Genomic DNA, 18,784 nt, shown 5'->3' with positions numbered 1-18,784 from the left:
ATGAGCGAAGACAGTCCGTCGGAAACATCCACCTCTATCGAAGCCGGACTGATGGTGTACGACCCGGATGGTAACGAACTCGGAGTCATCACAGATATGACAAGCAGAGGCTTCGAGGTCTCGATGCAAGCCGAGATCGAAGACGTCGACGAAGACGGGTATGCGACGCTCGCCTCGCCGGACGACGAGCGTGATCAAGCAGCGACGACTAACGAGGAGAGCCTTCACAAATCCGAACAGGAGAACAACCCCGGCGGCGAGTTCGGGGAGGGGTACATCATGTGGCGCTGTGAGAACTGCGGCGAGATGGACGAACTCGACGACGGGTTGCCGACCGAATGCCCGGCCTGTGGGTCAGATGCCGTCCACAAACAACGGGAGGACTGATCGGATGAGCCCCGAGCCGACGCTCCGTCCCGCGGAGCCCGACGACGCCGAGCGGATCGAAGAACTCGTCGAGAGTTCGATGACGGCGTCGTACGCCCTCAGTCCGCAGGACATCGAGACGATCACTGAGGCCGTGTTCGACGCCGATCCCGTCCGGGATCGAATCGAGGCATCCGAGACGATCGTCGTGCTCGCCGAACTCGACGGTGTCGCGGCCGGCGTCGTCGAAGCCGAGCTCGAAGACGGCGAGGGCGAAATTCGTCGGCTCCACGTCGACCCCGAACGACGGGGTGCTGGCGTCGGAACCGCACTATTCGAGCGCATTCAGTCAGAACTCGCAGACGAGGGCATCGAGGAGCCCCGCGCAGTCACGCTCGCGGCGAACACGTCCGCCGGGACGTTCTTCGAGCGCTTCGGCTTCGAGCAGGTCGCCGAACGAACGACCGACATCGGCGGCCGGGAATCCGTCGAGTACGTGTTCGCCGAACAGCCGGGCGAGGTGGCCGAACAAAACGACTCCGGGTCGGACGCGTCGGACGCCGACCAACCACCCGAGATCCCCGAGACGACAACGGCGACGGATGGTACTGAACTGTATCTCGGAGAGGATCCGTTCCAGGGAACGGAGGGCTGGTTCGTGGAAACGTTCTCCGACGCTGACCGCTCGGAGCAGTACGGCTACTACTGCCTGAACTGCGGGTCGGCGGACGTGGCCATGGATAACATGGAACGGGTTCGCTGTGGTGACTGTGGGAACACTCGGAAGCCGGACGACGACTACGACGGCGCGTATCTGTGAACCACTCTACTCGCCCCTCTGACCGCTCGTCGAGAACGGAGGCGTAGCGCCCGCAGCCGCTACAGACGGCTGCACATGCTGGCAGGGAACGTATTGTGTTCTTCTTTAAACAACCCGTCTGAAGATACCCGAACGGCTACAAGACGTCGGCTAGCGGAAAGCCATTATTCGGGAATACGAGTACGACGACACGACCACCGTACTGGCGGACTTTGGCCCCACGGCCGACGAGATCTCCGTCGGCGTCGTTGGCGGGACTTTGAGTTCGAACTGCCCGACGATACTACCGAGCTCACGACCAGAAATGGGGTGTCACCGTCGAAGGGTAGCTCCGCCGTCGCCCGAAACCGAGGAGAGTTATTTCGCTCCGCCGATACGCGGCAGCGGGCTCGATTTTCGTTCAGGGAAACGGCTACTGTCGGTAGCAGTCTCTTTCCGTCGAGAACGGCTAGCGACGGAGCCGGCTCGTGTTGGCGGGAAACGTCGCTATCTCGAATCAGGTGACCCCGAGGCTGTTTACTCGGGGCTCGTATAGGTCGACAGTTCGTCGGTTCGGTCCGGATGTTCGTTCTCGACGTGCCTGTGGACGCGATGTGTGGCCTGCTCGGGCGCAGTTTTCACGTCCTCGTCCGGGACATCTGGTTCGAATTCACAGAACGGGCATTCGGAGAGGGACTCTTGCGACATATGCCTAGGTTGTCTCTGGAGCCACTAATATGACAGGCCGCCCGGTAGCTTTCCCAAGACAGACGATATTCAACTATTCAGTTAGCCCGTCGAAATTTAATACGACGTGTCTCCGATGAGCGCGTACATCCCCGGCGAAGCCGCTCTGACAGAGCTCGATGCGAGCTGTTTATCCCGTCGGCTAATTCCATCCGTGTCCGCATCCGATACGTACAGTCGAAACCACCGGTTGAACTAAACCGTAGTCTCCCGATGGCCGGGTATGGGACTGGTGACACTGGGTGAGACGGCGCTTCGGCTCTCCCCGCCGGACGGACGGCGATTCGAGACGGCCCGCGAGGTCGGGATGCGGGCCGACGGCGCGGCGAGCACCGTCGGGGCGGTGGCGAGCAGGCTCGGCGGCGACGCGGTCTGGCTCTCGAAACTGCCGGACACGCCGCTCGGCCGTCGAGTCGTCGCGGAACTGCACGAGCACGGGCTGGAGACCGACGTGGTCTGGGCCGACCCCGAGGTCGGCCGGCAGGGCCTGACCTTCTACGAGGACGCGGCCGCCCCCCGCGAGGACCGACTGTTACAGGACCGCGCCGACACCGCGATGGCGACGCTCACGCCCGGCGAACTCCCGATGGAACGCATCCAGGGGGCCGACGTGGTTTTTACGGCGGGGTCGACAGCGGCCCTCTCGGAGACGGCGGCGGAGACGACCGGCGCGCTGCTCCGCGCGTCGCCGGGGATACGAGCGCTGGACCTCGATTTCCACCCCGGTCTCTGGAGCGCCGAGGACGCACACGACACGCTGGAAGACCTCTTCGGCGCGGTGGACCTCCTCTTCGCCAGCGAGGGGCAGGCCAAGGCTGTCTTCGACCGGACGGGGTCGCCCCGAGAACTGGTCCACACCATCGCCGCGGAGTACGACTTCTCGCGGGTCGTCCTCACCCGGAGCGAGCACGGCGTCGTCGGCTACCACGACAGCGTCGTCCACGAGCAGGACGCCTTCGAGACCGACGCGGCGGACGCGACCGACCACTCCGGCCAGCACGCCACGCTGGTCGGGGCGGTCCTCCAACGCCTCGTCGCCGGCGCGCCGACCGACGAGGCGCTGGCCCACGGCGCGGCCGCCGCGGCGCTGGCCCGGACGATGCCGGGTCCGCTCACGCCCGTCGAAGCCGACGAGGTCGAACGCCTCGTCGCCGACCGCGACGGCCGCGGCCGCTGACGCGACTTCCCGCTTATAGCGTCTGTTATCGCGTGTAAGCTGACCATACTGTTAAGGTTCGCCCACGTTACTGTTTCACTATGGCTCCCTCTCGGTCGGCGTTCGTCCTCTGTATCGTGGCTCTCGTGGGTATGGCCGCCGTCCCCGGAAGCGCCATCGCACAAGAAGACCGGGTGACGCTGACCGTCTCCGTCGTCGACCAGAACGGCGACGCGGTCAGCGACGTTCCCATCTCGGCGACGTGGGACGGCGGCGACGGCGGCCCGGTCAACGAGACGACGCGGGCCAACGGCCAGGCCCTCGTCGACGTCCCGGCGGGGGCGAACGTGACGATTCGAGTCAACGGCGACGAGTACGTCCGTAACCGGCCGTTTCGCGTGACAGACGCCTCGTCCCGAAGCGTCGAGGTCCCCGTCTCGGAGATCGCGACGGCGTCGGTCACCGTGGTCGGCGGCGACGGGGACCGGGTCTCGAACGCGCGCGTCCTCCTCTACCGGGACGGCGAGTTCGTCACCGACCAGCGGACCGACTCCGACGGCACCGTCACCACGCCGGCGGTCGAGGCCGGCGAGTACCGCCTCACCGTCGGCAAGGAGGGCTACTACTGGAACCGAACCCGGATACAGGTCACTGACGAGACGCAGGCGCGTAGCGCGATCGAGCAGGGGTCGGCGCTCCTGACCGTGACGGTCACCGACGACCACTTCGAGGACCCGCGGGCCGTCCAGAACGCGACGGTCCGGGTGCCGTCGGTCGGCAACACTGTCCAGACGCTGTCGAACGGGCAGGCGACCATCAGCCTGCCGGTCAACGACCGGTACGACCTCACGGTGACGAAAGACGGCTACGAGACCGTAGAGCAGCGCCTCCGCTTCGGCGAGTCCGACGCGTCGGCCGAGATCGCAATTCAGCGGACGCCGGCGCTCTCTCTCACGCCCGACAACCGGCGCGTCGTCGTCGGCGAGACGGTCCGGCTCCGGGTGACCGACGAGTACGGCTCCCCCGTTCCGAACGCCACCGTCGGACAGAACGGCGAGGAAGTCGGGACGACCGATTCCTCCGGCGCGGTCGTCGCGCCCGTCTCCTCGGTCGGGAACGTGACGTTCACCGTCGAGGAAGGCGACCGCTCGGCGACGGCCACCGTCGAGGGCGTCGAGGCGGCCGCGGCCGATACCGACACCGCGACCGCGACGTCCTCGCCCACGGCGACGGCGACGGAGACGCCGGCAGCCACCGATACGCAGACGACCGGCGGCGACGGCCCCGGATTCACCGCCGTGACGGTCTTGATAGCGTTCGCACTCTTCGCCGTGTTCGCGCTCCGGCGTCGGTAGCGGGACGCTTTTCAGCGCGAGGCCCCCATCCGTGGGCAATGACTGTCCTCTCCGAGGTCCACGAAGCCCACGGGGCGACGTTCCGCGAGGTGGGCGGCCGCCGCGTCGTCGACCACTACGGCCGTTCCGAGCGGACCCATCGCGCGGTCCGCAACGTCGTCGGCGTCTGCGAGTTCGGCTACGGCGTCCTCGTCGTCACCGGCGAGGACCGCGTCGAGTACGTCGACAACGCCGTCTCGAACGACGTCCCGACCGACGACGGCCACGGCTGTTACGCGCTGTTGCTCGATCCGGACGGCCGCGTCGAGACGGACATGTACGTCTACAACGCCGGCGAGCGACTGCTGGTGTTCACGCCGCCACAGAGAGCGGAGTCGCTGGCCGAGGAGTGGCGCGACAAGACGTTCATCCAGGACGTCGAGATCAGCGTGGCCACTGACGACTTCGCCGTCTTCGGCGTCCACGGCCCGAAGTCCACGGAAAAGATCGCCAGCGTCCTCCATCAGGCGTCCTCGCCCGAGGAACTGCTGTCGTTCAACCGCGGCGAGCTCGGCGACGCGGGCGTGACCGTCGTCCGGACGGACAACCTCTCCGGCGAGGAGAGCTACGACGTGGTCTGTGCCGCCGAGGACGCCGAGGCTGTCTTCGACACGCTGGTCAACCGCGGCCTGAACGCCGTCCCCTTCGGCTACCGGACCTGGGAGACGCTCACGCTCGAAGCCGGGTCGCCGCTGTTCGACACCGAGATCGAGGGCCGCCTCCCGAACGACCTCGGCCTGCGCAACGCGCTGGACTTCGAGAAGGGCTGTTACGTCGGCCAGGAGGTCGTCTCCCGCATCGAGAACCGCGGCCACCCCACCCAACGACTCGTCGGCCTGACGGTCGAGTCGCGCCCCGAACCCGGCGCGGCGGTCTTCGCGGGCGACGAACACGTCGGCGAGGTCACCCGCGCCGTCGACAGTCCGATGCGCGAGGCCCCCCTCGCGCTGGCCGCCGTCGACTGGGATCTGCCCGAAGCGGAACTGACGGCGCGCGTCGACGGCGACGCGGTTGAGGCCGAGCGAACGGCGCTCCCCTTCGTCGAGGGGTCGGCGACCTCCGCGCGACTGCCGTCGTACTGACGGCGAGTCGGTTCTCGCGCGGACCCGACCCGGCCCGGTCGAGAAACACAGCGTTATCCGACGCAGAGCGCTACGACCGGTATGGCCGACTGGCGTAGCGCGTCCGAAACCGTCCTCGACATCGTACGGACGTCCATCAATCGAGACATCCAGTATCCGGCGGCCGCGCTCGCGTACTACGGCTTCGTCTCGCTCCTGCCGCTGTTGGTCATCCTGCTCGCGGTGCTCGGCGAATCGGCCGCGACGGAGGTCCAGGCCGTGGCGCTCGAGTATCTCACCCCCGCGGCGCGGGAGTTGGTCCTCGACGCGCTCACCGACTCGCGGGGACGGGTCGGCGCGACGCTGTTCGCGGTCGTCGTCCTCCTCTGGAGCGGCGCGAACATCACCGCCGGCTTCCAGACGGTCGTCGAGGACGTCGAGGGGGAGATCGACCGGTCGCTGACCGGGCACCTCCGCGACGGCGTCGGCGTCCTCGGCTCGCTCGTCTTCGGAATCGTCTCCGTCCTCCTCGTCAGCGCGCTGTTCGTCCTGCTGCCCGAAGCCCCGTTCGTACTGACGGGCGGTCTGGTCGCGCTGCCCGTCGCGCTCACCGCTTCCTTTCTCCCCCTATACTATCTCCCGTCGAGGGACATCGACTCGCTGTCGACCGCCGCTCCGGGCGCGGTGACCGCCGCTATCGGCTGGACGGGCCTGCTCGCTGGCATCCGGTTCTACGCCGAGAACGCGGGCTCGTACGCCATCTTCGGCGTCCTCAGTGGCGTCATCCTCATCCTCACGAGCCTCTACGCGGCCGCGGCGCTCCTCATGATCGGCCACGTCGTCAACGCGACACTGTCGGACGTGATCGCTCCGCTGAGGAGAGACAGATAGTCGAACGCCGGTCGTCGCCGTAACTCTCCGCCCGCTCACTCGATGAGCGGCAGGACGATGCCGAAGACGAGCGGCGAGAAGAGGCCGAGTAAGATGCCGATTCCTTCCATGTCTGTCAGTACCATGTGCCCCCATCCGGGCAGCGGGCCGACGACGGCGGGAGCGACGAGTTCGCCGAGGACGCCGAGGACGAACAGGGAAACGCCGAGGAGGAACCCCCGCTTGGCGAGCGCCGCGTGGTCCATACTCCGATACTGTGCCATACACCTGCTCTGCCCTCGGCCTGACTAACGCTTTTTGTTTTCCGGTCGAAAAGGCTATAATCCGCTTCGACAAAGCTGGCGGCGATGACAGCACTACTCTCCGAATCGCTCGTCGAACTACTCGGGCTGGTCGCGTCGGCGCTCGTCGCGGGCCTGTTGACCGTGGTCGGCGCGCTCACCGAGAGCGCCGGCCTGACGGACCTGCTCGCCGGCCACCCGACGATGGGGCTGTGGGAGATCTGGATGGGCGCGATCCTGCTGTACGCGGGCATCTACATGCTCGGTTACCGTCGCGTGCTCGCTCCGATGCTGACCCGGGCCGCACCGAAATGACCGGTTAGACCCGTTCTCGACCGCTCTCGCGGCTCTCGACGGTTCAGGATCGCGACAGCAGCGCCTTCAGCTGCTCGCGGGAGAACAGCGTGCTCGGCCGGTCCATGTGGACGCCGATCTCGCCCTCGAACGCCTTCATGCCGGCTTTCTGCAAGGGTTTGGGCACCGAGTACCCGGCTCTGACCGCGTGGCCCAGCCGGATCTCCCGGCGGAGGTCCTCGCGCCACGCCCGCTCGTAGTCGCCGAGCGTAGACGGATCGGTGGGGTCGATCTCGCGGGCGGCGTGGTCCGCGGCGGTCATGCCGTAGAGGATGCCGCCGCCGGTGAACGGCTTGGTCTGGGCGGCGGCGTCGCCGACGAGGAACGACCGTCGACCGGTCACGCGCTTCGGCGGGCCGATGGGGATGAGCCCCGAACAGCGGCGGGTCACGTCCGCGTCGTAACCGTCGGTGAACGCCTCGAAGCGCCCGCGAGCGTCGTCGCCCGGCGGCACCGCCAGCCCGTACTCGACGCCGGCCTCGCCGCGCGGGATGCGCCAGGCGAAAAAGCGCGGGACGGTGAGGTGGACGTCCACGAAGTCGCCGTGGTCAGCCGTCTCGTCGAAGCCGAGCACGCCGTGGAGCAGTTCGTCGGGTTCCGGCAACCCCAGCTCTCGGCGGACGCGGCTCTTCGGGCCGTCACAGCCGGCGATCATCTTCGCTCGGTGGGTCTCGACGCCGTCGGGGCCCTTCGCTTCGACGGTGACGCCATCTCGTCCTTCCTCGACGCCAACCACGGTGTGCTGTTCGCGGACGTCCGCGCCGGCCTCGCGGGCGAGGTCGGCCAGGTGGCGGTCCAGTCCCACGCGGTCGATGACGTTCGAGATGACCTCGTCCTTGTAGAACGGGTGGGCGTCGCCGCCCGGCCCGTCGGTGTAGAACCGCGCGCCGGAGACCTCGTTCTGGAGCAGTTCCCCGCGAGCGCCTTCGGTGTACTCCCAGATGTCGGTGCTGACGTGGCCCGAGCAGGCCAGCGGCTCGCCGACGGTACCCTGCTCGAAGGCGAGTACGTCGAGTCCCTTCCGGGCCGCCCGCCGGGCGTACCGCGAGCCCGCGGGGCCGGCCCCGACGACGACGACGTCGTGCATACGCCCTCTCTCGGCGTCACGGGCCAAGTACTTTCTCGATTTGTTCGGGTTCGAGGACCGTCTCAGCCACCGACCGCCGACTGCCGCCGTCGGCCGGCTCGCTCCGCGAACCAGCCGCCGATCCGCGCCGAAAGTCCGCCGAAGAAAGCCGCGACGACGACGGAGAGGGGAACGAAGACGAGCAGCAGTAGAATCTGGAGGCCCGTGAACCAGGCCGGTTGAGAGAGGCCGAGCACGAACCCAGCCATGTCGCTGGCGGCCCACAGCGTCACGGGCACGGCCGCGGTGACGCCGGCGCGAACTCCGACCGGCGTCGCGTCGATGCCGCGGCGTTTCGCGAGATAACCGGCGATCAGCGCCGCGAGACAGAGTCCCACCGGTTCCACGGCGGTCTCGGACTGCCAGTATCTCCACAGCGACAGCGGAACTATCGGGAGTCCGCCCAGCAGGGCGTACTTCCACGTCGGGCCGAGTTCGCGGGGGAGGGGAAGACCAATTCGGGTCACGGTCTAATCTTCTCGTTCCCGGCACGTAAATTCGCCTCCGGAGACACGAACAGAGCGAAGAGTCCAGCTAGACCACCGCGAGGCCGCGCGGGACTTGCTCGTAGGCGTCGTCCCACGAACCGACTCGTTCCCACGTCGCGCCGTCTCCCGACCGGAACAGCCCGCGGTTCGTCAGCGCGAGGAAGCCGTCGCCGTCGCTGTCGGCCGAGAGCACCGGGCGAGCGAGGCCGTTCGGATCGGGGAGCCCGTCCATCGCCACGTCCCAACGCTCTCCCGTTCGGCGGTAGACGTAGCTCTCGCCGCTCGTCGAGTGGGCCGACTGCGGGCCGTGGGCGGCCGAGACGACGACGCGGTCGGGGTCGTCGGGGTGGACCGCCAGCCCCCAGACGTATCGGTGGTCCAGCCCCTCCTGGGGGTAGGTCCAGGTCTCGCCGCGGTCTTCCGACTGCGCGTAGCCGTCGCCGGCGGCGGTGTAGACGCGGTCCGGCGCGTCGGGGTGGACCGCCAGCGTGTGGTTGTCCCGGCGGCCGCCGTCAGGGTGGTCTATCCACGTCTCGCCGCCGTCGGGGCTCCGGAGGAACGCGCCGGCCTCGATGGCGACGTACAGCCGCTCGGGGTCGTCCGGCGCGAGGGCTATCCAGCGGACGTGATGGGTGTGGGGCCGCGGCGGGAACGCCCAATTCGATTCGGAGTCGAGGTCGGTGAGGCCCTCGCGCTCGGTCCACGTCTCGCCGCCGTCGGTCGAGCGGTAGACGGCGCTCGGTTCCGTGCCCGCCCACACCACGTCCGGGTCGTGCGGGCTGACGGTGACGCCGGTCACGCGGTCGCCCCCGCCGAGCGCCCGATCCGTCGAAGCCGGCTCGACGCTCCGCCACGTCTCGCCGCCGTCGGTGGTCCGCTGAAGCCCCGAATCGACCGTCCCGACGAACGCGCGGTCCGGTACCTCGGGCGCGGCGGCGACGCATTCCAGGTCGCGGTCGCGTAGCCGCTCGGTCCACGACGACCCGTCGCCGACCAGCACCCTGTCGTCGAGCGCGGCGTAGCAGGTGTCCATATCCCCGCTACGCGCTCGGACGGAAGAAACGTGTCGGCCGGAACACGACAGTCGTCGGCCGACCCCCTCTCAGTCGTCGGCCGCCGCCGCTTCGACGCCGATGCGGCGTTCGAGGAAGTCGCCGAGCAGGCGGAACAGCCGTATCTTCTGATCGATGTCCGAGGAGGCGTGGCCCTCCTCGCCCAGCTCCTCGTACTCGAAATCGCCGTCCGCTCCCTGCGAGTAGCCGGCCTCCGCCAGCGCGTCGCGGAACAGCCGAGCCTGCGAGACGGGGACGCGGCGGTCGTTGACGCCGTGGAGCACGAACAGCGGGGCCGCGAGGTTCTCGACGTACTCGACGGGCGAGCGTTCCCGGTACAGGTCCGGGTTCTCCTCGGGCGTGCCGAGGTTCTTCTCCATGAGCTCGGTGCGGAAGTGCGGCATCGTCGTCTCGTACATCTCCGCGAGGTCGGTCAGTCCGATCCACGCCACGCCGGCGTCGTAGAGGTCGGGGTACTGGACCAGTTGCCAGTACGCCGAGTAGCCGCCGTACGAGCCGCCGAAGACGGCGACTCGCTCGTCGTCCACCCACTCGCGGTCGTCGAGGACGCGTTCGGCGGCCGTCGCCACGTCGCCCTGTTCGGCCCCGCCCCAGTCGTCGTACAGCGCCCTGACGAACTCGCGGCCGCGGCCGGTCGACCCGCGGTAGTTCACCTGCAACACCGAGTAGCCCCGCTGGGCCAGGAACTGCGTGTAGAGGTCGAAGGACTTCGCGTCCATGCCGCGCGGGCCGCCGTGGGGATTGACGACGAGCGGCGACGGACGCTCGCCGGAGTCGTAGAGCAGCGCGCCGATCTCGAGCGTCTCGTAGGGGTCGTGTTCCACGGCGGCCTGTCGCGTCTCGGGGACGCCGTCGGACTCGACGGTGAAGTACTCCGCGTCGGCGAAGTCCTCCGGCGAGAAGGGACCGTACTCGGCTTCCAGCAGGGTCTCGGTCTCGTCGGTCGCGAGGTCGTACGCGAGCAGGCTCGGTCGGCGCGTCGGCGTCGTATGTGTCAGCAGGATCCGCCCGTCGGCCAACAGGTTGTCGCCCGCCCGTCCGAACCCGGCGACGCCGTCGGGGAGGTCGAGTTCGCGCGAGTCGCCGGACTCGGCGTCGTAGACGACGGGCACCTTCGACGCCTCGCGCGTCCGGAGCGCGAGGAACCGGTCGCCGTCGGGCAGGAAACACTGCGGGGCCTCGACGAACTCGCCGCCGTACCACGTCACCGACTCGCGCTCGACGTCGTAGACGCCCGAGCGCGGGATGTCGGTGCTGTTGTCGGTCAGCAGCAGGCGGTCGCCGTCCGGTCCCCACTCGACCGCGCCGGTCTCGGCTCCGGTCTCGCCCACGTCGAGGTTTCGCGGATCCGATCCGTCCGCCCCCGAAACGTAGACGTCCATGTTCTCGAAGTCGTCGGCCTCGTTGGTCGTGAAGGCCAGTCGGTCGCCGTCCGGCGAGAGCAGGCCGGTCCAGACCGCTCGCTCGTAGTCGGTGAGCTTCGCCGTCTCGCCGCTCGCGAGGTCGTGGCCGTAGAGGTTCATCTGCCCGTCGCGCGTCGACCCGACGAGCAGCGTCTCGCCGTCCTCGCCCACGTCCATGATCTGGACCTGCCCGTCCATCTCGACGACCGGTTCGACCTCGCCCTCGCGGCCGATGGCGTAGACGTCGTTCTGCTCGTCGCCGCCCTCGTCGCGGTGGAAGAACACCCGGTCGCCGTCGGCCCCCCACTCGAGGAACCAGCGCGCGTTTCGCGGCACCTCGCCGTCGCTCCAGCGCTCGTGCTCGCCGCTCTCGACGTCTAAGACGTGCAGCTCGTTGCGGCCGCTGCCGTCGTAGTAGAACGCGACTTCGGTGCCGTCCGGCGACGCCGTCGGATGGGCCAGCGTCGGCAGGCCGGCGAGCGCTTCGAGTACGTCGTCAGTCTCGGGGTCTGACATGTCGTCCGTGGTGTGGGGCGACGCGTTTGTAACTGTTCTGCCCGGTCTTTCGAGACGTTCGTCAGCGGGCGTTCGCGGGCGGTTTCGAACGCGTTACCGACGAGGACGACGGCGAGTCGGCTGTCGAAAAGACGAACCGCGCTCCGTCGGCGTCGCCGTCGAGCTCGACCGTCCAGCCGTGTGACTCGGCCATCGTCCGCACGATGGAGAGCCCGAGCCCGGTCCCGTCTTCGCCCGTGGTGTACCCGTCCTCGAAGATCCGCTCGCAGTGAACTGCCGGGATCCCCGGCCCGTCGTCGGCGACGGCGAACCCCCCGTCGATCGCTTCCACTGTGACGGTCACGCCGGAAGGGCCGTGCTCCCCGCCGTCCTCGCGAGTTTGCGAACGAGGGTCCGTCGAACCGTGTTCCACGCTGTCGTCGGACTGCGTCCGACTGCCCGTCGAACCGTGTTCGACGCTGTTCCGAAACAGGTTCTCGAACACGGAGAGCAGTTTGCTCCGATCGACCTCGACGGTCCGTTCGCCGGTCAGAGATAACTTCGCGTCGCCGGTCTCGACGTTCTCCCAGGCCTCCCAGGCGGTCGTCGAGAGCGACACTGGCTCCGTCTCTCCGACGGTCTTGCCGCCGCGAGCGAGCGTGAGCACGTCCTCGATTATCTCGCCCATCCGCTCGTGACTCTCCCGGGTCTTGGTGAGGTTCTCCCGAGCCGCGTCGAGTTCGTCGCCAGAGAGCGAGTCGCCGGCGAGTTGCTCGTCGAGGAACTCGGCGTAGCCGTCGGCGACGTTGATCGGGTTGCGGAGGTCGTGAGAGATGGTACTGGCGACCTGTTCCAGTCGCTCGTTCTGCTTGGCCAACTGCCACCGCGAGCGTTCGAGGTCGGTGACGTCGCGGAGCAGAATCGAGTACCAGTCCACGTCCCCTCCGTCGTCGTCCACGCGCGAGACGTTCACGGAGTAGTGGCGCGTGTCGCCGCCGACGTCGAGCGTCAGCCGTGCGGGGGCGTCGGCCGCTTCGGGTCCGAAGTCGATGCCGGCCGCGAGCGTCGGGTGGACGTCGGCGAACGCCTCGCCGATGCGGTCTCCGGCCCCCGGGAGGATGGTCAGCGCCGCGTCGTTGAAATCGACGAGTCGGCGCTCGCCGTCGAGGACGAACACCGGGTCGCGGAGCGCTTCGACCACGGCGTTTCTGGCGACCGGCAGCACGTCGAACAGTCGGAAGCGAAACAGCGCCAGCGAGACGCACACCACGTAGGGCAACACGCCGAACTCGGTGGTCGATAGTCCCTCGACGAGAAACCAGATACCGTCCTCTGCGACGATGGCGAACATCACCGAGAGCGTGCCGAGAACGAACAGCGTCAGTTGGGCCCGCGACCGACGCGGCGTCGTCAGCATGTACCTGACTAACTGGAGTAGTCCGTAAGTGGCGAGAATCGCGAGGACGAGCCCGACGAGTTCGTAAAACGGCGTCTTTTCGGCGACAACGTGGTGGAACGGCCGGGATACGAGGACGAACTCCCGATAGAAGATGCTCTGAAACGGCGCTATCCACGTCGGAATCAGCGTACTGAGGGCTATCCCGCCCAGCGCCACCTTCGCGAGCGGGTGTCGGTGGAAGTCCGATTCGGAGTAGACGGACGCGAAGACGATATTGGCGATGAACGCCCACGCGGAGAGCTTAGACGAGAGGATCGCCGCCAAAATCTGTAGCTCCGCGTCCTGCAACACGACGTGTGCCAGAAAGGCCCCCATCCATCCGATTCCGGCCACCAGGTGGAGCAAGAACCAGTCCGACCCGCGAACGCTCCTGTGGTGGGTGTACACCCAGGCCGCGAGCACCCCGCCGATGACGATGGTCACCAGCGGAGCGACCACGTAGACGGCGAAGACGAGAGACATAGTTCGGGAACTGACGGGGACACCCTTATGTCCGACCCGTCGACTATCACGCCTGATACTCCGATAGAGAACGGGATTCGGCGATCCGAAGCGCGAGCGTCGGACTCAGTCGTCCGCGGCGGGCGCGGCCACGTCGCTGTCGGCCCGCGGTCCCTCTAACTCCACGTCGGGGAGCAGATCACGCAGGTACCGCCCGGTGTGGGAGTCCTCGTTCTCGGCGATGGTTTCGGGCGTCCCCGCGGCGACGAGGTCGCCGCCGTGCTCGCCGCCCTCCGGTCCGAGGTCGACGACGTGGTCGGCGTTCTTCACGAGGTCGAGCTCGTGTTCGATGACGACGACGGTGTTGCCGTTGTCGGTCAGGCGGTGGAGCACGTCGATGAGCTTTCGCTCGTCCTCCGGATGCAGGCCCGTGGTCGGCTCGTCGAGCAGGTACAGCGTCTCGCCGGAGTCTTTCTTGCCGAGTTCCTCGGCGAGTTTGATGCGCTGGGCCTCGCCGCCCGAGAGCGTCGTCGAGGGCTGGCCGAGCCGCATGTAGCCGAGTCCGACGTCCTTCAGGAGCTTCAACCGGCGGCGGATGCCGGTGTGGCTCTCGAAGAAGTCGTAGGCCTCCTCGACGGTCATGTCGAGGACGTCCGCGATGGTCTTCCCCTTGAACTCCACGTCCAGCGTCTCGTCGTTGTAGCGCGCGCCGTCGCACTCCTCGCAGGGCACCTCCACGTCCGAGAGGAAGTTCATGTCGATGGTCACGGTCCCCTGTCCGCCGCAGGCCTCGCAGCGGCCGCCCTTGACGTTGAAGGAGAACCGCCCCTTCTCGTAGCCGCGCTGCTTCGCGAGGCTGGTCTCGGCGAACAGCTCGCGGACGTGGTCGAAGACGTTGGTGTACGTCGCGGGATTCGATCGCGGCGTGCGACCGATGGGGGACTGGTCGATCAATCGCACCGTCTCGATCTGGTCGATGCCCTCGATGTCGTCGTGCTCGCCGGGGTAGACGTCGGTGTCGTTCATCCGGCGGACCAGTCCCTTATAGAGCACGTCGTGCATCAGCGTTGACTTCCCGGAGCCGGAGACGCCGGTGATGGCGGTGAACGTTCCGAGCGGGAACTCCACGTCGAGGTCGGCGAGGTTGTGCTGGCGCGCGCCCCGAACGGTGAGATGGTCGTCGCCCTCGCGCCGGTCGTCGGGGACCGGAATCGTCCGCTCGCCGGCGAGGTACTCGCCGGTGACCGACTCCTCGGTCGCCATCAGTTCCTCCTGCGGGCCGTTGACGACGACTTCGCCGCCGCGCTTGCCCGGTCCGGGCCCCATGTCGATTATCTGGTCGGCCCGCCGCATCGTCTCGGTGTCGTGCTCGACGACGATGAGCGTGTTCCCGAGGTCGCGCAGTTCCTCTAAGGTGTTCAGCAGCCGGTCGTTGTCCCGCTGGTGAAGCCCGATGGAGGGCTCATCGAGCACGTACAGCACGCCGACGAGCCCCGAGCCGATCTGGGTCGCCAGCCGGATGCGCTGGCTCTCCCCGCCCGAGAGCGTCGCCGCTTCGCGGTCCAGCGTCAGGTACTCCAGGCCGACCTCCTGCATGAAGCCCAGGCGGGCGCGGATCTCCTTGAGGATCTCCTCGGCGATCTTCGTGTCGCGGGCCGAGAGGTTCGCCTCCAGCCCCTCGAAGTGAGCGAGCGCGTCACCGATGGACATGCGGTTGACCTCCGTGATCGCCGTGCCGTCGACGAGCACCGCCCGCGATTCGGCTTTCAGGCGCGTTCCCTCACAGACGGGGCAGGTCGTCGTCGCCATGAACTCCTCGATGTGTTCGCGCGCGCGGTCGGAGTCGGTCTCGACGTGGCGGCGTTCGAGGTTCGGGATCACGCCCTCGAAGCGCTCTGTCTTCTCGCGCGTGCCGTTCTTCGTCCGCCACTCGAAGTGAACGACGCCGTCCGTGCCGTGGAGGAACTGCCGGCGAATCTCCTCGTCCAGTTCCTCGAAGGGCGTCTGGAGGCTGACGCCGAAGTGGTCGGCGACGTTGTCGAGCTGTCGGGAGTAGTAGGTCCGGTCGTAGCTCCACGGTTCGAAGACGTGTTTCAGCGGCTTCGAGGCGTCCCGAATCACGAGGTCCTCGCTGACCTCCTTGGTCTCGCCCAGGCCCTCACAGGCCGGACAGGCCCCGTGCGGGGAGTTGAAGGAGAACGACCGCGTCTCGATCTCGGAGATGTCGATGCCGCAGTGCGTGCAGGCCAGTTCCTCGGAGAGTTCGACGACGAGCCGGTCGTCGTCCGCTGTCTCGTCGGTCTCGGCGTCTGCGAGGTCGCCCGTCGCCCGCGCCGTCGACCCGCCGAGGACGTCTGCCGCCCCTTCGGGCGGGTCCGGAAGGACGACCTTCAGCGTGCCGTCCGCTTCCTCCAGCGCGGTCTCGACGGAGTCGTTGATGCGCGACCGGGCGTCGTCCGATATCTTCACGCGGTCGACCACCACGTCGACGGTGTGGTCGTAGTTCTCGTCTAAGTCGGGGCGGTCCATCGTCAGGTCGTAGGACTCGCCGTCGACCTCGACGCGGGCGTACCCGTCGCTCACGAGGTCGTCGAAGAGGTCCTCGAAGGCTCCCTTCTGGTCGCGGACGACCGGTGCGCAGATCTTCGCCCGCGTTCCCTCGGGGAGTTCGAGGATGCGCGAGACCATGTTCTGTGCCGACTGTTCGCCGACCTCGCGGCCGCATTCGGGACAGTGTGGCACCCCGATTCGGGCGTACAGCAGGCGGAGGTAGTCGTGCAGTTCGGTGACGGTCCCGACCGTCGAGCGCGGGTTGTTGGCGGCGTTCTTCTGGTCGATAGAGATAGCGGGCGAGAGCCCTTCGACGTTCTCGACCTGCGGTTTGTCCATCTGGCCGAGGAAGTTCCGGGCGTACGCCGACAGCGACTCGATGTAACGCCGCTGGCCCTCGGCGTACACCGTCTCGAAGGCGAGCGAAGATTTGCCCGACCCGGACAGCCCCGTGACGACGGTGAGTTCCTCGCGGGGAATCTCCACGTCGACGTCCTTGAGGTTGTGTTCCTCTGCACCCCTGACCTCGATGACGTCCTTGCTCATCTATGGGTTCCCCAAGGCGGGGACCCGTGAAACCCTGTCGGTTGCGTATCCATGTCGCCTTCCCTGACATGAACGCTCGTGGAAAGGTTCAAGTCGCTTTCGGCGGGAGTGGGGCACATGAGTACCGCCCAGAAATACGACATTCGAGGCGTCGACCTCACCGACGACAGCTACACCGTCGAGCAAAGCCTCGTCCGTAACAAGTACAAGGCACTCGATGCCGACGGCAACGTCGTCCTCCGGGGCAAACAGAAGATGTTCAAGCTCAAGGAGTCGTTCCCGTTCGTCGACGGCGACGGTAACGACGCCTTCCAGGTAGACGCCGCCGGCTACCTCGACGTGGCCGGCAACTACGTCCTCACCGACTCTCAGACCGGCGAGGAGGTCGTCGTCCTCGACAACGACTTCTCCATCCTGCAGGATTCGTGGCGAATCCGGGACGCCGAGACGGGCGAGAAACTCGCGCAGATCGACTCCCGCGGCGCGCTCGTGACGCTGGCTCGGAACTACCTCCCGTTCGGCGCGTGGATCCCCCACAAGTACGAGATCACCGACGCCGAGGGCGGCCACGTCGGCAACATAAACGGGCAGTTCTCCTTCCGCGACCGCTACGAGATCACCATCGACGACGCCAGTTCCGTCCCGAAAGAGCCCATCGTCGCCGCCGCGATGGTCATCGACGCGATTCAGGGCAACTGAGCGACCCCCACCGGAAGGCTTCTTGCCGTCGGTCCCCGATTTCGCGTATGCGCCGTCGGACGTTTCTCCGAGCGCTCGGTGCGGGAACCGCCGGCGTCGGTACCGCTACGGGCGCCGCCGGCGCTCATCCGCTGCCGACCGACAAGGGGACGCCAGCGACGCCCGGCGACACGCCGACCGGAAGCGACGTGCTGGGAACGCTCGACCTGCCGGGTGCCCGCGAACTCGTCACCAGTCCCGACGGCCACACGGCCTACGTCGCCACCGGCGGGGGCGTCGCCTTCGTCGACGTCGTCTCGCCGACCGCGCCGCGCCTCATCGAGCACCGAACCGACTTGCTCGCCGAGAGCGAGGACGGCCCGATGCGGATCGTACAGGATGTCGCCGTCGCCGACGACCGGCTGCTCGTCGCCGGCCCGGCCCACCCCACAGACGGCGCTCACGGCTTCGTCGTCTTCGACGTGAGCGACCGAGAGAACCCCGAACGCGTCCTCGGCTACGAGACGGCGACGCGCGTCCACAACTGCGACTTCGACGGCCGCTACGCCTACCTGACCGCCAACGGACGCGACGGGAACCCGCTTCTCGTCGTCGACACCGACCGCGAGCGAGAGGTCGGGACGTGGTCGCTGCTCGACGCCGACGAGGCGTGGGCCGAGGTGCCGGCGGGCCTCCGACCGCTCCACGACGTGTGGGTCCAGGACGGCCGGGCGTACCTCGCGTACTGGGACGCCGGGACGTGGATTCTGGACGTGACTGACCCCGCCGACATCTCGCTCATCTCGCGGGTCCGCGGTCGGGAGCCGTCGGAACTGTCAGCCGTCGACGACCCGGGACTCGAACGTACGGAACCGCCGGGCAACGACCACTACGTCACCGTGAACGACGACGCCACGCTGCTTGGCGTCGGGGCGGAGTCGTGGGACGGCGGCGACGACGGGTCGGGCGGGCCGAGCGGCATCGAACTGTTCGACGTCTCCGAGCCGACCGAACCCGAATCGCTCGCCACCATCGCCCCGCCGCCGACCGACGACCCGACGCCCGGCGGCGTGCTGACGACGGCGCACAACTTCGAACTCGCGGACGGGCGCTGTTACTCGGCGTGGTACATGGGCGGCGTTCGGGTCCACGACCTCTCGGACCCGGCCGACCCGCGGGAGGTGTTCTCGTGGCGCGACTCGGAATCCACGTCGTTCTGGACCGCCCAGCGCGCCGCCGGCTGTTTCCTCGCTTCGAACACGAACGCAAACGCGGGGAGCGAGGCGCAGCCGGGCGTCTACGCCTTCCCCGACCCGAGAGTCGAACCGTCCTCGGAGACGGCCGAAGCCGTCGGCGGCGACAGTAGCCTCGTCGGTGCCGCCGGCGACGGGTTCGGGATCGCCGCGGCGCTCGCAGGGCTCGCGGGCGTCGGTCTCGCGGGATTGTTCGGCCGAAAACGCGACAGTTAGTTCCGCG

18 protein-coding genes are annotated in these 18,784 nt (G+C 67.8%); 10 read left to right on the top strand and 8 right to left on the bottom strand.

Going from position 1 to position 18,784, the window contains the following annotated elements; genetic code table 11:
* From EGH23_RS10350 to EGH23_RS27485, 3 genes are all read left to right on the top strand, one after another.
* Positions 1-387, top strand: a complete 387-nt coding sequence (locus EGH23_RS10350; RefSeq protein ID WP_220579938.1) for a TFIIB-type zinc ribbon-containing protein — start codon at positions 1-3, stop codon at positions 385-387.
* Positions 388-391: 4 nt separating this feature from the next.
* The gene (locus EGH23_RS10345) at positions 392-1,186 is read left to right on the top strand and encodes a GNAT family N-acetyltransferase (protein WP_220579937.1); all 795 of its coding nucleotides are present in this window, start codon (positions 392-394) and stop codon (positions 1,184-1,186) included.
* 163 nt (positions 1,187-1,349) lie between these two features.
* A complete protein-coding gene (locus EGH23_RS27485) occupies positions 1,350-1,721 on the top strand; it encodes a DUF7127 family protein (RefSeq protein ID WP_483867110.1) in 372 nt (123 codons plus the stop codon).
* On the opposite strand, the gene EGH23_RS10340 is transcribed toward EGH23_RS27485, so the two are convergent.
* On the bottom strand, positions 1,703-1,873 hold the full coding sequence (locus EGH23_RS10340) for a hypothetical protein (protein ID WP_220579936.1): 171 nt from the start codon (positions 1,871-1,873) through the stop codon (positions 1,703-1,705). The genes EGH23_RS27485 and EGH23_RS10340 overlap by 19 nt on opposite strands.
* 262 nt (positions 1,874-2,135) lie before the next feature.
* On the opposite strand from EGH23_RS10340, the gene EGH23_RS10335 reads away from it, so the two are divergent.
* From EGH23_RS10335 to EGH23_RS10320, 4 genes are all read left to right on the top strand, one after another.
* The gene (locus tag EGH23_RS10335) at positions 2,136-3,089 is read left to right on the top strand and encodes a PfkB family carbohydrate kinase (RefSeq protein ID WP_220579935.1); all 954 of its coding nucleotides are present in this window, start codon (positions 2,136-2,138) and stop codon (positions 3,087-3,089) included.
* An 80-nt stretch (positions 3,090-3,169) separates the two neighbouring features.
* The gene (locus EGH23_RS10330) at positions 3,170-4,423 is read left to right on the top strand and encodes a carboxypeptidase regulatory-like domain-containing protein (RefSeq protein ID WP_220579934.1); all 1,254 of its coding nucleotides are present in this window, start codon (positions 3,170-3,172) and stop codon (positions 4,421-4,423) included.
* Between the two features lie 38 nt (positions 4,424-4,461).
* Positions 4,462-5,544, top strand: a complete 1,083-nt coding sequence (ygfZ, locus tag EGH23_RS10325) for a CAF17-like 4Fe-4S cluster assembly/insertion protein YgfZ (protein WP_220579933.1) — start codon at positions 4,462-4,464, stop codon at positions 5,542-5,544.
* 81 nt (positions 5,545-5,625) lie between these two features.
* Positions 5,626-6,414: a YihY/virulence factor BrkB family protein gene (locus tag EGH23_RS10320; protein ID WP_220579932.1), complete on the top strand. Its 789-nt coding sequence runs from the start codon at positions 5,626-5,628 to the stop codon at positions 6,412-6,414.
* Between the two features lie 35 nt (positions 6,415-6,449).
* Here the strand turns inward: EGH23_RS10320 and EGH23_RS10315 are convergent, their stop codons facing one another.
* Entirely contained in the window at positions 6,450-6,677 is a 228-nt protein-coding gene (locus EGH23_RS10315) for a DUF7860 family protein (protein WP_220579931.1), read from the bottom strand.
* 84 nt (positions 6,678-6,761) lie between these two features.
* Between EGH23_RS10315 and EGH23_RS10310 the strand changes: the two genes are divergently transcribed.
* The gene (locus tag EGH23_RS10310) at positions 6,762-7,010 is read left to right on the top strand and encodes a DUF8151 family protein (protein WP_220579930.1); all 249 of its coding nucleotides are present in this window, start codon (positions 6,762-6,764) and stop codon (positions 7,008-7,010) included.
* 43 nt (positions 7,011-7,053) lie between these two features.
* Here the strand turns inward: EGH23_RS10310 and EGH23_RS10305 are convergent, their stop codons facing one another.
* The 6 genes from EGH23_RS10305 to uvrA form a co-directional block, all read right to left on the bottom strand.
* Entirely contained in the window at positions 7,054-8,136 is a 1,083-nt protein-coding gene (locus EGH23_RS10305; RefSeq protein WP_220579929.1) for a geranylgeranyl reductase family protein, read from the bottom strand.
* 62 nt (positions 8,137-8,198) lie between these two features.
* Positions 8,199-8,642: a DUF5518 domain-containing protein gene (locus EGH23_RS10300; protein WP_220579928.1), complete on the bottom strand. Its 444-nt coding sequence runs from the start codon at positions 8,640-8,642 to the stop codon at positions 8,199-8,201.
* A 67-nt stretch (positions 8,643-8,709) separates the two neighbouring features.
* Positions 8,710-9,696 (bottom strand): WD40/YVTN/BNR-like repeat-containing protein, encoded by a 987-nt coding sequence (locus EGH23_RS10295; protein ID WP_220579927.1) that lies wholly within the window; start codon positions 9,694-9,696, stop codon positions 8,710-8,712.
* A 69-nt stretch (positions 9,697-9,765) separates the two neighbouring features.
* Positions 9,766-11,655 carry a S9 family peptidase gene (locus EGH23_RS10290; protein ID WP_220579926.1) on the bottom strand — a complete coding sequence of 630 codons (1,890 nt, stop codon included), beginning with the start codon at positions 11,653-11,655 and terminating at the stop codon, positions 9,766-9,768.
* A 61-nt stretch (positions 11,656-11,716) separates the two neighbouring features.
* Complete coding sequence (locus EGH23_RS10285; RefSeq protein WP_220579925.1) at positions 11,717-13,555, bottom strand: sensor histidine kinase; 1,839 nt, start codon at positions 13,553-13,555, stop codon at positions 11,717-11,719.
* A gap of 105 nt (positions 13,556-13,660) precedes the next feature.
* On the bottom strand, positions 13,661-16,630 hold the full coding sequence (gene uvrA, locus EGH23_RS10280; protein WP_220579924.1) for an excinuclease ABC subunit UvrA: 2,970 nt from the start codon (positions 16,628-16,630) through the stop codon (positions 13,661-13,663).
* Between the two features lie 117 nt (positions 16,631-16,747).
* Between uvrA and EGH23_RS10275 the strand changes: the two genes are divergently transcribed.
* Both EGH23_RS10275 and EGH23_RS10270 read left to right on the top strand, forming a co-directional pair.
* Positions 16,748-17,329: an LURP-one-related/scramblase family protein gene (locus EGH23_RS10275; protein ID WP_220579923.1), complete on the top strand. Its 582-nt coding sequence runs from the start codon at positions 16,748-16,750 to the stop codon at positions 17,327-17,329.
* A 47-nt stretch (positions 17,330-17,376) separates the two neighbouring features.
* Positions 17,377-18,777 carry an LVIVD repeat-containing protein gene (locus EGH23_RS10270; RefSeq protein WP_220579922.1) on the top strand — a complete coding sequence of 467 codons (1,401 nt, stop codon included), beginning with the start codon at positions 17,377-17,379 and terminating at the stop codon, positions 18,775-18,777.
* The last annotated feature ends 7 nt before the right edge of the window (positions 18,778-18,784 follow it).

Source organism: Haloarcula nitratireducens, from assembly GCF_019599505.1.
This window is presented reverse-complemented; position numbering and strand designations above follow the sequence as displayed.